Here is a 14,770-nt window from a genome sequence, read left to right on the forward strand (position 1 = left end):
CTTCAAAAAAATAAAATATTTGGCCGAAATCACCGCTGCTATCTGGCCGATCCGCCATGGGGTTTGTAAAAGCGGAACAAGCCAATATCCACGGTCTTGATGTATTTCCTGGCCCAATCCGGCTTGGCCGTACGGTCATGGAAATACAAGGCACCCTGGGTGCGATCCGGCAGCTCCTTGTTCAGGGCCTTGCGCGCGATTTCCTTGGCCATCGCGTAAGGCACCTCTTCCTGGACCGAATCGGGTTTGCCGTCACACCACCAGGAGAACTGACAACTCTTGGTCTCCGATCCCTGCTTGACCACCTTGCACACCGTGTCCGGAAAGCCCTCGTGACCCAGGCGATTCATGACCACATTGGCCACCGCCTCCATGTCGGCAGCGTCCTTGCCCTTGGCTTCCCAGTAAATGGAGCGGGCCAGGCACGTGATCGCATCGTCCAGCGGCGCGACACCCGCCGGGTCAACGGCCTGGACCTCGGACGGGGTAATGGCTTCGACCTTGGGTTCCGTTGCGGGGTTTTTATTCTCGGCGGCCTTCTGTTCCAGCACCTCGGCCTTGTTCTCGGCCGATTCCTTTTTTTGTTCCTGATCCGTAGCCGATACCGGGCCGGCGAACAGCGTGAGGGCAAGGCAGGTGGCGATCCAGTCGAGGCGCATGGTCGGTGTCACTCGGTGAGCGATTCGATACAGTGTAGTAGTGAAATGATTTCGCTTACCCCACTACACTCTGGATAAATCCGTTGTCCTGGATGGGTCAACTTCGCACATCATGGGCGCCATCTGCTCAAGGGGGATTTTCATGGGTTTCATTTCATCCGCAATGCGCCTGGCCGGTTTGTCACTGGGCCTGGTATGTGCCGCCAACGCCATGGCGGCGGACGAAGCGCAATTGATCGAATCGATCAACCTCTACCGCAGCCAACTGCAACGCTGTGCCGGCCAGGTGTCATCGGAGCTGCCGCCACTGTCGGCCGACCCGCGCCTGGTGCTGACCGCCCCGAACATCGGTGATCTGCAGCAAGCCATGGCCGCTGCCGGTTATCCGATGAAGAACGTGCAGGCCATCAGCCTGTCCGGACCTCGCGATGCAGCCGCGGCGATGAAGGCGATCCAGGAGAGTTTTTGCCAGATCGTCCTCGACCCGCAATTCGTCGATGTCGGCGTCTTCCGCCAGGACCGGCAATGGCGCATCGTGGTCGCTCGGCCATTGTTGAGCGCACGCCTGGGCGACGCCCAGACCGAAGGCCAGAAGCTGCTCACCGAACTCAACGCCGCACGCACCCGCCCACGCCAGTGCGGCGGGCAATCCTTCGCCGCCGCGCCACCGCTGGCCTGGAACGCCACACTGGCCAGCGCCGCCGAAGGCAACTCGCGCTCCATGGCCAACAACAACTATTTCGACCACAAGGACCGCGATGGCCGCACCCCGGGCGACCGCGCGGAACTGGCCGGCTACGACTTCCAGCAGATCGGCGAAAACATCGCCGCCGGGCAAGACACCGCACACAAGGTGGTCGAAGGCTGGCTGACCAGCCCCGGCCACTGCGCCAACCTGATGAACCCGCAGTTCCGCGAACTGGGCGCGGCTTACGCGACCGATCCGAAGAGCGATGCGGGGATTTACTGGACGGCGATGTTTGGGGCGCAGTGAGTGCCATAGCCCCCGAAGCAATTGCATTGGGGGTTCTTTGTGGTCAATGAACACGTCGAAGAGCGGAGTAACTTCACACTGACAAGATAGGTTGAAGTTGCCGCTGGTGATGGGCAGGAGGGAAACAGGAAAATGGAGCGGTTAAAAAATGACAAGCATCCCGATAGGTCTGATTGCCGGATTGATACTGGCGCCGATGATATTGACTTGTTTCGCTGTCGCCTTCATCGCACACAAGTACGTTGACGCAATCGAAGAACGTCTACCCAATTGCTCTTTTATAAAAACCACCAGAGACGCATTTTCAGCGGGCGGCCTGATCGGCAAGGTCATGCGCGGCGGCGTTATTGCCATGGTATTGATGATGCCCGCACTCAGCGCTCGAAGAGGCGTTGTTGATGCCAAAGAAGTGAAAAACCTTCCAAGGCACTACAAAAATCTTTTGATATTTCCGGTGATTATTTTGTTCGTTTTGTTTTTTTCCCTGATCGCACTCAGGGTTTCAGCCTACTTCATTGAGAGCCATTGAAAGGTACTAAAGAATCAAGTCCGTATCGGAGAAAATCACACAGCCTGCCCAACAAAAAACCCGAAGCCCTGTCATGGACTCCGGGTTTCTTTTTCCACAGTGAACCTCAGTGACTACTCATCCCAGCCACCTGCATCAACCCCCGCAACGCCCCCGCCACCACCCCCAACGCAACCACACTACCCAGCCAGATCAACACCAGCCACCCAAAGCGCTTGTACCAAGGCGCCGGTGCCGGTTCACGGGAATCAATGGTAGCCATCGCCAATCCTCACTTTGCCGCGGAACACGTAGTAGCTCCAGACCGTGTACATCAGGATGATCGGCAGGATGAACAACGCCCCGATCAGGATGAACAACTGGCTGGTCGGCGGTGACGCCGCGGCCCACAGGCTGATCGACGGCGGCACGATGTTCGGCCAGATACTGAACGCCAGGCCGATGTAGCCGAGGAACACCAGCATCAGGGTGAAGGCGAACGGCCAATGGGTGTGGCGTTGGCGCAGGGTCTTGAGCAAGCCGAACATCGCCAGCAAGGCCAGCACCGCCAGGCCTGCGAACACTGCCAGGTGCGCATGGGCAAACCAGCGGGTGGCGATGTCCGGATGCAGGATCGGCGTCCACACGCAGATCACGCCGATCACCGCCAACAGCAGCCAGGCCAGGGGCCGGGTGAACAGGCGCATGCGCGATTCGAGCATGCCTTCGGTCTTGACCAGCAACCAGGTGCTGCCGAGCAGCGCATAGGCGACGATCAGGCCGAATCCGCAGAACAACGGAAAGGGTGCCAGCCAGTCCAGCGAACCACCGGCGAACTGGCGGTCGACCACCGGGATACCGGCAATGTAAGTGCCAATCACCACGCCCTGGGAGAAGGTCGCCAGCAGCGAGCCGCCGATGAACGCCATGTCCCAGACATGACGCTTTTCAGGGCTGGCCTTGAAACGAAACTCGAACGCCACGCCACGGAAGATCAAGCCGCACAACATCAGGATCAACGGCAGGTACAGCGCCTCCAGGATCACCGAATAGGCCAGCGGGAACGCCCCGTACAGCGCCGCGCCACCCAGCACCAGCCAGGTCTCGTTGCCGTCCCAGACCGGTGCCACGGTGTTCATCATCACATCGCGCTCCTTCGCATCCGGGATCAGCGGAAACAGAATGCCCAATCCCAGGTCGAAGCCGTCCATGATCACGTACATCATCACGCCGAAAGCGATGATCACGCCCCAGATCAGCGATAAATCGATACCTTGAATACCCATGACTCAACTCCCTTCCTTCAATTGACGCGGGCGTCGGTTTCGAGGATTTCAGCGTCGGCAGACAGCGGCCGGCACGGTGTGATCACCTGATCGGAATGCCCCGCAGGCGCATGCTCGTGATGGGGTTTGGGCCCCTTGGCCACCAGTTTCATCATGTAGCCGATACCCACCGTGAAGACCGAGAAGTAGATCACCACGAACAGCGCCAACGAGATGCTCAACTGCGTGACGCTGTGATTGGACGCGGCATTCACGGTACGTTGCAGGCCATACACCACCCACGGTTGGCGCCCCACTTCCGTGGTGATCCAGCCGGCGAGCATGGCGATCAGGCCGCTTGGGCCCATCCACAGCATCAGGCGCAGGAACCAGCGGTTGCGGTAGATGGCACCGCTGCGACGCAGGACCAGGCCGAGCACGCCGGCCAGCACCATCAACATGCCCAGCCCGGCCATGACGCGGAAGCTCCAGAAAATAATCGTCGCGTTGGGGCGATCCTCTTTCGGGAAGCTTTTGAGCGCCGGGATTTGCTTGTCGAGGCTGTGGGTCAGGATCAGGCTGCCCAGGTACGGAATCTCGATGGCGTATTTGGTTTTCTCGGCCTGCATGTCCGGGATGCCGAACAGCACCAGCGGCGTCGCTTCGCTACCGTTGTTTTCCCAGTGCCCTTCAATCGCGGCGATCTTCGCCGGTTGATGTTCCAGGGTGTTCAAGCCGTGGGCGTCGCCGACCACAGCCTGGATCGGGCAGACGATCAAGGCCATCCACAACGCCATCGACAGCATCTTGCGCACTTGCCTGGTGTCGTTGCCGCGCAGCAGGTGCCACGCCGCCGACGAGCCGACAAAGAACGCCGTGGCCACGAAGGCGGCAATCGCCATGTGCGCCAGGCGGTACGGGAACGACGGGTTGAACACGATGGCCAGCCAGTCCAGCGGCATCACGCGACCGTCGACGATCTCGAAACCCTGTGGCGTCTGCATCCAGCTGTTGGAGGCGAGAATCCAGAAGGTCGAAATCAGCGTGCCGATGGCCACCATCACCGTCGAGAAGAAGTGCAAGCCACGCCCTACCCGGTTCCAGCCGAACAGCATGACCCCGAGGAAACCGGCCTCGAGGAAGAACGCCGTGAGCACCTCATAGGTCAGCAAAGGCCCGGTGATGCTGCCGGCGAAGTCGGAGAAGCGGCTCCAGTTGGTGCCGAACTCGTAGGCCATGACCAGCCCCGAGACCACGCCCATGCCGAAGTTGACGGCGAAGATCTTCGACCAGAAATGGTAGAGATCGCGGTAGGTGTCGTTGCGGGTCTTCAGCCACAGCCCTTCGAGCACCGCCAGGAAACTGGCCAGCCCGATGGTGATGGCAGGAAAGATGATGTGGAACGAAACCGTGAACGCGAATTGCATCCGCGCCAGGTCCAGTGCCTCCAGGTTAAACATGTCGAAGTCCTCATCGAGGCTTTAAAGGAGATAAACCTGTAGGAGCCGGCTTGCCGGCGATTGAGCAATGGCCATCGACACAGGGGTCGCCTGACGAACCGCTATCGCCGGCAAGCCGGCTCCTACAGTCACAGTGAACGGTGAGCGCCCCGGTACTAGGCGGCGGACGTCGAGATCAGGTTGCTGGCCTTGGCCTGCTCCAGCCGGATGGCAACGAACTTGGAAGTCGGGGTGAAGGTGCGGTCACCGTAACTTTCCAGCGGCACCAGCGGGTTGGTCTCCGGGTAGTACGCCGCCGCCTGACCGGCCGGAATGTCGTAGGCGATCAGGGTGAAACCGCTGACCCGACGCTCGCGCTCGTCATCCCACAGCGCCACCAGATCGACCTTCTGCCCCGGCTCGAAACCCAGCCGGCGAATGTCCTGCTCGTTGGCGAACACCACGTCGCGCATGCCGTAGACCCCGCGATAACGGTCATCCAGGCCGTACAGCGTGGTGTTGTACTGATCGTGGGAGCGCATGGTCTGCAGAATCAGGTGCGGCTTGACCGCCAGGTTGCGCACGCCCTCGCTGATCAGGTGCTCCGGCAGCACGCTCGGGGCGAACTGGGCCTTGCCGCTGGCGGTTTTCCAGATGCGCCTGGCCGCGTCGTTGGGCATGTGGAAACCGCCCGGGTGCAGCAAGCGCCGGTTGAAATCTTCGAAGCCGGGAATGGTGTCGGCAATCATGTTGCGGATGCGGCCGTAGTCGCCGATGGCCCAGTTCCAGTCGATCGGGTGCTTGCCCAGTGTCGCGGCAGCGATGCCGGCGATGATCGCCGGTTCCGACAGCAGGTGTTTGGACTTCGGTTTCAGTTGGCCGTGGGAGATGTGGATCATGCTGAAGGTGTCTTCCACGGTGACGCCTTGCGGCCCTTCGGCCTGCATGTCGATGTCGGTGCGGCCCAGGCACGGCAGGATCAGCGCTTCACGGCCGGTGACCAGATGGCTGCGGTTAAGCTTGGTGGCGATGTGCACGGTGAGGTCGCACTTGCGCAACGCGGCGTGGGTACGCGGCGTGTCGGGGGTGGCCTGGGCGAAGTTGCCGCCCAGGGCGATAAACACCTTCGAACGCCCCTGCTCCATCGCGCCGATCGCCATCACGGTGTTGTGACCATGCTCACGCGGCGGCTTGAAGGAGAAGCGTTTTTCCAGGGCATCGAGCAACTCGGTGGGCGCCAGCTCGTTGATGCCCATGGTGCGGTCGCCTTGTACGTTACTGTGACCGCGAACCGGTGACAGGCCCGCGCCGGGACGGCCGACGTTGCCGCGCAGCAGCATCAGGTTGATGACTTCCTGCAGGGTCGGCACCGAGTGCGTGTGCTGGGTCAGGCCCATCGCCCAGCACATGATCACCCGTTTGGCCCGGGCGTACATGCGGGCGGCGAGTTCGATGTCAGCCAAGGACATGCCCGACTGCTGCTCGATGTGCTCCCAGCTGGTGGCGTCGACTTCGCCCAGGTAGGCCCCCATTCCCGAGGTGTGTTCGGCGATGAACGCATGGTCGAACACCGGCTCGCCGCCGCTGACCTGTGCTTCGCGCTCCCACTGCAGCAGGAACTTGACCATGCCGCGCATGACCGCCATGTCACCGCCCAGGGCCGGGCGGAAGTACGCGGTGTTGGTCGGCTCGGAGCCGTTCATGAGCATTTCGATCGGGTGCTGTGGATGCTGGAAGCGCTCCAGTCCGCGCTCCTTGAGCGGGTTGATGCAGATCACCTGGGCTCCGCGCTTGACCGCTTCGCGCAAGGGTTCGAGCATCCGCGGGTGGTTGGTGCCGGGGTTCTGGCCGATGACGAAGATCGCGTCGGCATGTTCCAGGTCGTCGAACACCACGGTGCCTTTGCCCACGCCGAGGCTTTCGATCATGCTCACCGCGCTGGCTTCGTGGCACATGTTCGAGCAGTCGGGAAAGTTGTTGGTGCCGTAGGCCCGCACGAACAACTGATAGAGAAACGCCGCCTCGTTGCTGGCCCGGCCCGAGGTATAGAACTCGGCCTGGTCCGGCGATTCCAGCGCGTTGAGGTGCCGTGCGATCGTCGCGAAGGCCTCGTCCCAGGTGGTTTCCACGTAACGATCGGTGGCCGCCTCATAGCGCATCGGGTGGGTCAGGCGGCCCTGATACTCCAGCCAGTAATCGCTCTGTTCTGCCAGCGCCGAGACGCTGTATTTGTTGAAGAACGCCGGGTCGACCAGACGGCCCGTGGCTTCCCAGTTAACCGCCTTGGCGCCGTTTTCGCAGAACTTGACCATGCCGTTTTCCGGCGACTCGCCCCAGGCGCAACCGGGGCAGTCGAAGCCGCCGTTCTGGTTGGTCTTGAGCATGGCGCGAATGTTCTTCAGCGCGTTTTCACTGCCCAGCCAGTTCCTGGTAACAGCAATCAGTGCACCCCAACCGGCGGCGGCACCTTTGTAGGGTTTGTAGCGGTCGACTTGAGACATGGTACTTCTCCGTGACCTGATTCAGGCCATTGATCGTTTGACGGAGAAAAGCATATGAACAGGGGTTAATTATTGTCTAATCGCTATTTACGACCACATTATCGAAACGCTCTATCACGGTTTTTTATCATTGTTTATCAATGACTTAAAATAAATTAAAGCCATTTAAACCACAAAACAAAGTTCATCATCGACCCGCTCGATCACCCGGTTGTTAATAGTGATTGGACGCCCGTTAAAGTTGCTCTTAGCCTGCGCTCAACACATCCGTTATCAGCGCAATACCTGTAGGAGCGAGCCTGCTCGCGATGGACTCAAGAGCACCGCGTTCAGTCAGTCAGCACGCGTCATCGTTAACGACCATCGCGAGCAAGGCTCGCTCCTACACCTGCGCTCAACAGATCCGTTATCAGCGCAATACCTGTAGGAGCGAGCCCTGCTCGCGATGGACTCAAGAGCACCGCGTTCAGCCAGCAATCACGCGTAACCGTTAACGACCATCGCGAGCAGGCTCGCTCCTACACAAAAGCCCATCCAACACCAAGCGAGGGTGTCATGTCAGAACGAGTCTTGATCGATGGCTTCTCCCGGCGCGTGGACTATCTGCGCATGTCGGTCACCGACCGCTGCGATTTCCGTTGCGTGTATTGCATGGCCGAGGACATGCAGTTTCTACCGCGCCAACGGGTGCTGACCCTGGAAGAGATCTATCAAACGGCGCAAAGCTTCGTCGCGCTGGGCACCCGCAAGATCCGTCTCACCGGGGGCGAGCCGCTGATTCGTCCGGGCGTGGTGCAGCTGTGCGAAAAGATCGCCGCCCTGCCCGGCCTGCGTGAACTGTGCATGACCACCAACGGTTCGCAACTGGCCAGACTGGCCGGGCCGTTGTTCGAGGCCGGGGTCAAGCGCCTCAATATCAGCCTCGACTGCCTGGACCCGCAACGCTTTCGCGAACTGACCCGCACCGGTGACCTGGCGCAGGTCATCAAGGGCATCGACGCGGCCAACCAGGCGGGCTTTCGCAACACCAAGCTCAACTGCGTGGTGATGAAGGGCCGCAACGACCATGAGATCAATGATCTGGTGAGCTTCGCCATCGACCGCAACCTCGACATTTCCTTCATCGAGGAAATGCCGTTGGGCACCATCGACGAGCACAGCCGCGCCGAATCGTTTTTCGCAAGCGCGCAGGTCCGCGAACGCATCGCCGAACGCTACACTTTGATTGATTCCGCCGAGTCGACCCAGGGTCCCTCGCGCTACTGGCGCCTGGCCGAGGCACCGCAGATTCGCCTGGGGTTCATCTCCCCCCACAGCCACAACTTCTGCGGCACCTGCAATCGGGTGCGGCTGACCGTGGAAGGACGCCTGCTGCTGTGCCTGGGCAATGAGCACTCGGTGGATCTCAAGGCTGTCTTGCGCAGCCACCCCGGACAGCCCGAGCGCCTGGAAAAAGCCATTATCGAGGCGATGAAACTCAAGCCTTATCGACACAACTTCGAAGTGAACGACGATGTCCAGGTCATTCGCTTCATGAACATGACGGGCGGCTGAACCCCATGATCGTGAGACCCAAACCCAACCTGATCGGCGTGCTGACGTCCCTCAAGGGTTCGATCGCCAAGCGCATTGCCTGGCGCAGCCTGATGGTGACGTTGCTCGCCTCGGCCATCGTGCTCATTGAAACCTTGCATCCCAGCTACTTTTCCAAGGTCAGTGCAACGCCCTTCACGCTGCTGGGTTTGTCGTTGTCGATCTTCATGAGCTTTCGCAACAACGCCTGCTACGACCGCTGGTATGAAGCGCGCAAGGCATGGGGCGAGGTGATAGTCGAGGTCCGCTCGATGATTCGTGAAACCCTGGTGATCAAGGACACGAATGAGCGGCATACGATCCTCAGCAATCTGTGCGGCTTCGCCCATGCCCTCAACGCGCGCCTGCGCCGGGAGAACGAACTGGCCGCCAGTGGCGACTGGCTGCACCCGATGCCCAAGGGCGACACCACGGACATCAGCGGGCAGATCCTGATGCAGGTCGGTCAGCAGTGCTCGACACTCAACGAGTCCGGGGCGATCAACGACTGGCGCTACACGCTCATGGCCAACCACCTGGCCGGCCTGACCCACGCCCAGGCCGTCTGTGAGCGGATCAAGAACACCCCGCTGCCGTTTCCCTACACCCTGTTGCTGCACCGCACCATCTACCTGTTCTGCATCCTCCTGCCGTTTGCCATGGCCGAACCCTTGGGCTGGCTGACACCGATTTTCACTGCGATTGTCAGCTACACCTTTTTTGGCCTGGATGCGATTGCCGACGAACTGGAAGACCCCTTCGGCCGCGACGAAAACGACCTGCCCACCGACGCCATCGTGCGCAACATCGAGCGCGATGTGCTGGCGGCACTGGGTGTGACGGAGTTGCCGCCGCAACTGGAGCCGGTGGATTTTGTGTTGAACTGACATTCACTACACACACAAAACCTGCAGATAGCGGTCTGTCTGCCGACATCTCTGTCGAATGTGCCGACCTCTTCGCGGGCAAGCCCGCTCCCACAGGTATTGTGGGTAACCGTGGGATTGGCGTTCACTGAAGATCAAAACTGTGGGAGCGAGCCTGCTCGCGAAGGCGGTGGGTCAGTCAACCTCTCTATTGGATGTGCCGGCCTCTTCGCGAGCAGGCTCGCTCCCACAAGGGGCAGTGTCAGAACAGTTCGCTGAAGGGTATGAACCGCGCTGTATCACCCTCGCCCAGCGTGCAACCTTCCGGCACTTCCACCAGTCCGTCCGCCCAGCATGCGCCCAGCAACACGCCTGAGCTCTGGTTCGGATACAACACCGCTCGACCGTCTTCGAGTTTCGCCCGCAGGTACTCGCGGCGGCTCCCGGGCTTGGGCCAGGCAAAGCCGACACTGACCGGGAAGCTCAACGGCTCGACCTCTTCCACGCCCTGAATCCGCAACAGATAAGCCCGGGCCAACAGGCCGAAAGTGACCAACGCCGATGTCGGATTACCCGGCAGGCCAATCACCGGCACGCGGCCGAAGTGGCCCACGGTCAATGGCTTGCCGGGTTTGATCGAGAGTTTCCACAGCAACGGCTTGCCGCACTCGCGCAGCACCTGGCCGAGGCAGTCGGCGTCACCGGCGGACACCCCGCCCGTGCTGAGCATCAGGTCTGCCGTGTGTTGCAGCTGTTCGAGCTTGAGCCGCGTCTGGCGTGGTTCGTCGGGAAGAATGCCAGCATCGATGACCTCGCAACCCAAGGCACTCAACCAATGGCTCAACAATGTACGGTTGCTGTTGTAGAGGCTGCCGGGCTTGAGGGGATTGCCCGGCTCGACCAGTTCATCGCCGGTGGACAGCAACGCTACCCGTGGTCGGCGCACCACCTGCACATGGGTGCAGCCCTGCGCCGCCGCGACCGCCAGTTCGAACGGGCCGAGACGCTTGCCGGCACGCAGCAGCACATCGCCGACGCGGTTCTCCTGGCCTTGCGGGCGGATGTTGCTGCCGGTACTCAGGGGCTGCTTGAAGCGGATACGTCCGTCATCCAGTGCCTGCGTGTTCTCCTGCATCTCCACGCAGTCGGCACCCGCCGGAACCGGTGCGCCGGTGTAAATGCGTGCGCAGGTTCCGGGTGCCAGGGCTTCGGGGGCCTGACCGGCAAACACCTGCTGCGACACGGCCAGCGGTTCCCCGTCCCAACCCTCGACATTCAGGGCATAGCCGTCCATGGCGCTGTTCGGCCACGGCGGCAGATCGAGGGTCGCCAACAGGTCATTGGCCAATACCCGTTGCCTGGCGGCATTGAGCGGCACGGCTTCGCTGTCTTCAATCCACTGCGCCTCGGCCATTGTCAGTAAACGGTCGATGGCGTCCTCTACCGGCATCAAGGGCGAAGCGCTCATCCGCGCGTCCCGCAGGCTTGCACAGGCTTGAGGTGCGGTACGAAATTGCACGGCCGGTGGCGCGCGTCGAGCTGCTCGGCAAGGATGCCTTCCCACGCCGTGCGGCAGGCGCCCGTGGAACCCGGTAGGCAGCAGACCAGCGTGCCATTGGCCAGCCCAGCCAGCGCCCGGCTCTGCACCGTGGAGGTGCCGATGTCGAGGATCGAAATCGCCCGGAACAGCTCACCGAAACCATCGATCTGTTTATCCAGCAAGCAGGCCACTGCCTCTGGGGTGCTGTCGCGGCCGGTGAACCCGGTGCCGCCCGTGATCAGCACCACCTGGATGCCGTCGTTGGCGATCCAGTTCGCCACCTGTGCGCGGATCTTGTACAGGTCGTCCTTGAGCAGGTTGCGCTCGCTGAGGGTGTGGCCGGCTTCCAGCAAACGGCTGACGAGTAATTGGCCGGAGGTGTCATTGGCATATTCGCGGGTATCGCTGACCGTCAGCACGGCAATATTCAAGGGTATAAACAAGGCATCCGGTTTGACGCTCATGGGGTTCTCCGGCAGGCATGAATTAAATAGCTAAATTAAATAACTTTCAGAGACTAATTGGATAATCACGGGAGTGTCTAATCACTCTAACCAACCAGACTATCGAGCCGCTCTATCAATATAAAAAGCCAGAAGTCACTCTCGACGATAGAGCCCGTCGATAACCCCTTAAACAACAGTGATTGGACGCACGCCAAAGACAGTGAGATCGTCCGCACCTCACGTTTCCGCCTCGCCTTGTGTCTTGCGCACCTGAGTCAATACTTAACCCTTCACTCCCCCGCCAGCAGGTGCCGTCATGGACATCAAACAACTCAAGTTCCTGATCGCCCTGGAGCAGACCCGCCACTTCGGCCAGGCGGCCGCGCGCTGCCACATCACCCAGCCCACGCTGTCGATGCGCCTGCGCAACCTGGAGGATGAACTGGACCTGGTGCTGGTCACCCGGGGCCAGCGCTTCGAAGGTTTTACCGAGGCCGGCGAGCGTGTACTGGCCTGGGCCAGGACCCTGCTGGCCGCCCACGACGGGCTGTTCGCCGAGGCCGCCGCGTGCCGGGGCCAGCTCGTGGGTAACCTGCGCCTGGGGCTGGTGCCGCTCAGCAGCTTCAACCCGGTCACCTACATCCAGGGCCTGTCCCGCAGCTTTCCCGAGCTCAAGTACAGCCTGTCGTCCCTGAGTTCCGACCAGATCATCGAGGGTCTGGGCAACAATCAGTTGGACCTGGGCGTGTGCTACCTCGACCACGTCAACCCGAGCTATTTCGAGTTTTTCGAGATCGGCGAGACCCGCGTCGGCCTGCTGTACGACACCCGTCACTTCCATTTCGACGGCACGCAAATGAGCTGGGAGGACGCCGCCGAACTGCCGCTGGGGATGCTCAGCAACGGCATGCACTACCGCAAATCCATCGACCTGAGCTTTCGCAGCCGCGGACTGGACCCGCAGCCGATTCTGGAAAGCGATTCGACCTACCAGTTGCTGCAGGCGATTCACGAAGGTTTCTGCTGCGCGATCATGCCGCTGGACAGCGGCCTGGAAGAACCCATCGAACACCTGTCGTTTATCGAATTGCCGGATGCCAGCGTACTCGCGCCCCTGGGCCTGGTGATGCGCAAGACCGAGCCACGTTCGGCGATTGCCGAGAAGTGTTTCGCCGAAGCACGAACTTTATTCAGTCGGACTAACTGATCAACTTTCGGTTTTATATAAAACCGAACCGGACATGTTTGACCAGCCTGATAGACATCACCAATCGGCATATCGGAACAAGCGATTGGACGCTTTTAAAAGTTACCCGTAGCCTGAACTCAATTCAGCGCTTCGAGGTTCTTTTCATGTTGTGCCAAGTTGATCAAGCCGATATTCGAAGCGACACCAACGCCCCCGCACCCAAACCGCTGAGCGTGAACTTTCGCGAATACGACAACGCCGCGACAGTCTGTCAGGCAGCGCTGGCCGCCGAGATTGCACTGGCAATCACCTACAACGGCCTGAGTCAGGCCGTGATGATGGTCTCGCCGGGCAACCTGGAAGATTTCATCCGAGGCTTCAGCGTCAGTAACGACATCGTTGAGGACCAGAGCGAAATCTACGACCTGCGCCTCACCCACTTCGACCAGGCCGTTCAAGCCGACGTGCAGATCTCCAGCCGCGCGTTCTGGGCGCTGAAGAACCATCGTCGGCAGATGGCGGGTACCAGTGGCTGCGGACTGTGCGGCGTGGAAGCGCTGGAGCAGGCCCTGCCGAAACTGGAGATTCTCGAGCCGGTTGCCCTGCCGCCCGCCGAGCACTTCATCGACATCCGCCACCGCATCGAACAGGCCCAGCAAATGGCCCGCAGCAGCGGCGCCCTGCACGCGGCACTGTACTTCGACAGCGAAGGCAACGCGCTGATCTGCCGCGAAGACATTGGCCGCCACAACGCGCTGGACAAGTTGATCGGTGCCCTGCAACACGCCGGCATCGACAGCCGCAGCGGCTTCACCGTGGTCACCAGCCGCTGCAGCCTGGAGCTGATCCACAAGGCCGTCAGGGCCAGGCTCGGCACGCTGGTCAGCCTGTCGGCGCCCACCGCCCTGACCGTGCAATGGGCGATCAAGCATCGCCTCAACCTGATTCACGTCCCCCACCGCAACGCGCCACGCATTTACAGCCCGGCATGATGCCTTCACCTGATCACCGCGCCGGCCAGCGCAGGAACCTCCCATGACAGACATTTCAAATGCATCGCCCAACGGCCTGACCCACCTCGACAACCAGGGTCGCGCCAACATGGTCGATGTCAGCGAAAAACCCCCGACGCAACGTGAAGCCCAGGCCCAGGCCTGGGTGCGGATGCGCCCGGAAACCCTGAAGCTGATTCAAAGCGACGGCCACCCCAAAGGCGACGTATTTGCCGTGGCGCGGATCGCCGGAATCATGGCGGCGAAAAAGACCCATGAGCTGATCCCGCTGTGCCACACCCTGCTGCTCAGTTCGATCCATGTCGAACTCAAGGCCTGCGCACCGGACAGCGTGAAAATCCTCGGCACCTGCCGCGTCGAGGGCCAGACCGGGGTCGAGCTCGAAGCCCTGACCGCCGTCAGTGTGGCGGCCCTGACCCTCTACGACATGTGCAAGGCCGTGGACCGGGGCATGGTCATCGACGACATCCGCCTGCTCAGTAAACAGGGTGGCCGCTCCGGTCATTTCAAGTTCGAGGACGCACAATGATCCTGATCAATTACTTCGCCCGTTACCGCGAGCAGCTCAACCTGGGCGGTGAAAAACTGCCCCTGACCGACAGCCTCAGGACCATCGAAGACGTGCGCCGCTTGCTGATGGCTCGCGGCGAGTTGTGGAGCCAGGTGCTCGGTGAAAACAACCTGATGTGCGCACTGAACCAGGAGCTGTGCCATCCAGACCGGGTGATCGAGGACTATGACGAGATCGCCTTTTTTCCACCGGTCACCGGGGGCTGAG

Annotated in this window: 15 protein-coding genes; 8 read left to right on the forward strand and 7 right to left on the reverse strand. The window is 60.9% G+C overall.

Annotated features, from left to right (window positions below; all coding sequences use genetic code 11):
- Positions 1–38: 38 nt before the first annotated feature.
- On the reverse strand, positions 39–659 hold the full coding sequence (locus CD175_RS02210; protein WP_104447481.1) for a cell wall hydrolase: 621 nt from the start codon (positions 657–659) through the stop codon (positions 39–41).
- 142 nt (positions 660–801) lie between these two features.
- On the opposite strand from CD175_RS02210, the gene CD175_RS02215 reads away from it, so the two are divergent.
- Positions 802–1,653, forward strand: coding sequence for a CAP domain-containing protein (locus CD175_RS02215; protein ID WP_104447482.1), 852 nt, complete (start codon positions 802–804; stop codon positions 1,651–1,653).
- Between the two features lie 148 nt (positions 1,654–1,801).
- Positions 1,802–2,182, forward strand: a complete 381-nt coding sequence (locus CD175_RS02220; protein WP_104447483.1) for a hypothetical protein — start codon at positions 1,802–1,804, stop codon at positions 2,180–2,182.
- A 106-nt stretch (positions 2,183–2,288) separates the two neighbouring features.
- Here the strand turns inward: CD175_RS02220 and CD175_RS02225 are convergent, their stop codons facing one another.
- The 4 genes from CD175_RS02225 to CD175_RS02240 form a co-directional block, all read right to left on the reverse strand.
- Positions 2,289–2,444: a DUF2474 domain-containing protein gene (locus CD175_RS02225; RefSeq protein ID WP_104447484.1), complete on the reverse strand. Its 156-nt coding sequence runs from the start codon at positions 2,442–2,444 to the stop codon at positions 2,289–2,291.
- Positions 2,431–3,447, reverse strand: a complete 1,017-nt coding sequence (cydB, locus tag CD175_RS02230) for a cytochrome d ubiquinol oxidase subunit II (RefSeq protein ID WP_104447485.1) — start codon at positions 3,445–3,447, stop codon at positions 2,431–2,433. The genes CD175_RS02225 and cydB overlap by 14 nt, the downstream gene beginning before the upstream one ends.
- A 17-nt stretch (positions 3,448–3,464) precedes the next feature.
- Positions 3,465–4,886, reverse strand: a complete 1,422-nt coding sequence (locus tag CD175_RS02235) for a cytochrome ubiquinol oxidase subunit I (protein ID WP_104447486.1) — start codon at positions 4,884–4,886, stop codon at positions 3,465–3,467.
- 155 nt (positions 4,887–5,041) lie between these two features.
- Positions 5,042–7,366 (reverse strand): FdhF/YdeP family oxidoreductase, encoded by a 2,325-nt coding sequence (locus tag CD175_RS02240; protein ID WP_104447487.1) that lies wholly within the window; start codon positions 7,364–7,366, stop codon positions 5,042–5,044.
- A gap of 555 nt (positions 7,367–7,921) precedes the next feature.
- On the opposite strand from CD175_RS02240, the gene moaA reads away from it, so the two are divergent.
- Positions 7,922–8,920: a GTP 3',8-cyclase MoaA gene (gene moaA / locus CD175_RS02245; RefSeq protein WP_015095534.1), complete on the forward strand. Its 999-nt coding sequence runs from the start codon at positions 7,922–7,924 to the stop codon at positions 8,918–8,920.
- Between the two features lie 5 nt (positions 8,921–8,925).
- Positions 8,926–9,825, forward strand: a complete 900-nt coding sequence (locus CD175_RS02250; protein WP_104447488.1) for a bestrophin family protein — start codon at positions 8,926–8,928, stop codon at positions 9,823–9,825.
- Between the two features lie 241 nt (positions 9,826–10,066).
- On the opposite strand, the gene CD175_RS02260 is transcribed toward CD175_RS02250, so the two are convergent.
- Both CD175_RS02260 and moaB read right to left on the reverse strand, forming a co-directional pair.
- A complete protein-coding gene (locus CD175_RS02260) occupies positions 10,067–11,272 on the reverse strand; it encodes a molybdopterin molybdotransferase MoeA (protein WP_104447489.1) in 1,206 nt (401 codons plus the stop codon).
- On the reverse strand, positions 11,269–11,808 hold the full coding sequence (gene moaB, locus CD175_RS02265; protein WP_104447490.1) for a molybdenum cofactor biosynthesis protein B: 540 nt from the start codon (positions 11,806–11,808) through the stop codon (positions 11,269–11,271). The genes CD175_RS02260 and moaB overlap by 4 nt, the downstream gene beginning before the upstream one ends.
- A 298-nt stretch (positions 11,809–12,106) precedes the next feature.
- On the opposite strand from moaB, the gene CD175_RS02270 reads away from it, so the two are divergent.
- From CD175_RS02270 to moaD, 4 genes are all read left to right on the forward strand, one after another.
- Positions 12,107–12,997 carry a LysR family transcriptional regulator gene (locus tag CD175_RS02270; RefSeq protein WP_104447491.1) on the forward strand — a complete coding sequence of 297 codons (891 nt, stop codon included), beginning with the start codon at positions 12,107–12,109 and terminating at the stop codon, positions 12,995–12,997.
- A gap of 146 nt (positions 12,998–13,143) precedes the next feature.
- On the forward strand, positions 13,144–13,971 hold the full coding sequence (gene fdhD / locus CD175_RS02275; RefSeq protein ID WP_104447492.1) for a formate dehydrogenase accessory sulfurtransferase FdhD: 828 nt from the start codon (positions 13,144–13,146) through the stop codon (positions 13,969–13,971).
- A 43-nt stretch (positions 13,972–14,014) separates the two neighbouring features.
- Positions 14,015–14,521: a cyclic pyranopterin monophosphate synthase MoaC gene (gene moaC, locus CD175_RS02280; protein WP_104447493.1), complete on the forward strand. Its 507-nt coding sequence runs from the start codon at positions 14,015–14,017 to the stop codon at positions 14,519–14,521.
- Positions 14,518–14,769 (forward strand): molybdopterin converting factor subunit 1, encoded by a 252-nt coding sequence (moaD, locus tag CD175_RS02285; RefSeq protein ID WP_015095542.1) that lies wholly within the window; start codon positions 14,518–14,520, stop codon positions 14,767–14,769. Before moaC ends, moaD begins: the two co-directional genes overlap by 4 nt.
- Position 14,770 lies beyond the last annotated feature (1 nt).

It is taken from the genome of Pseudomonas laurylsulfatiphila, assembly GCF_002934665.1.
Taxonomy (GTDB): Bacteria; Pseudomonadota; Gammaproteobacteria; order Pseudomonadales; family Pseudomonadaceae; genus Aquipseudomonas; species Aquipseudomonas laurylsulfatiphila.

Coding starts and splice junctions, on each gene's coding strand:
- CD175_RS02260 (WP_104447489.1), bottom strand. CDS start 11,272: ATGAGCGCTTCGCCCTTGATGCCGGTAGAGGACGCCATCGACCGTTTA.
- CD175_RS02220 (WP_104447483.1), top strand. CDS start 1,802: ATGACAAGCATCCCGATAGGTCTGATTGCCGGATTGATACTGGCGCCG.
- CD175_RS02270 (WP_104447491.1), top strand. CDS start 12,107: ATGGACATCAAACAACTCAAGTTCCTGATCGCCCTGGAGCAGACCCGC.
- moaD (WP_015095542.1), top strand. CDS start 14,518: ATGATCCTGATCAATTACTTCGCCCGTTACCGCGAGCAGCTCAACCTG.
- fdhD (WP_104447492.1), top strand. CDS start 13,144: ATGTTGTGCCAAGTTGATCAAGCCGATATTCGAAGCGACACCAACGCC.
- CD175_RS02250 (WP_104447488.1), top strand. CDS start 8,926: ATGATCGTGAGACCCAAACCCAACCTGATCGGCGTGCTGACGTCCCTC.
- cydB (WP_104447485.1), bottom strand. CDS start 3,447: ATGGGTATTCAAGGTATCGATTTATCGCTGATCTGGGGCGTGATCATC.
- moaC (WP_104447493.1), top strand. CDS start 14,015: ATGACAGACATTTCAAATGCATCGCCCAACGGCCTGACCCACCTCGAC.
- CD175_RS02235 (WP_104447486.1), bottom strand. CDS start 4,886: ATGTTTAACCTGGAGGCACTGGACCTGGCGCGGATGCAATTCGCGTTC.
- CD175_RS02240 (WP_104447487.1), bottom strand. CDS start 7,366: ATGTCTCAAGTCGACCGCTACAAACCCTACAAAGGTGCCGCCGCCGGT.
- CD175_RS02225 (WP_104447484.1), bottom strand. CDS start 2,444: ATGGCTACCATTGATTCCCGTGAACCGGCACCGGCGCCTTGGTACAAG.
- CD175_RS02215 (WP_104447482.1), top strand. CDS start 802: ATGGGTTTCATTTCATCCGCAATGCGCCTGGCCGGTTTGTCACTGGGC.
- moaA (WP_015095534.1), top strand. CDS start 7,922: ATGTCAGAACGAGTCTTGATCGATGGCTTCTCCCGGCGCGTGGACTAT.
- moaB (WP_104447490.1), bottom strand. CDS start 11,808: ATGAGCGTCAAACCGGATGCCTTGTTTATACCCTTGAATATTGCCGTG.
- CD175_RS02210 (WP_104447481.1), bottom strand. CDS start 659: ATGCGCCTCGACTGGATCGCCACCTGCCTTGCCCTCACGCTGTTCGCC.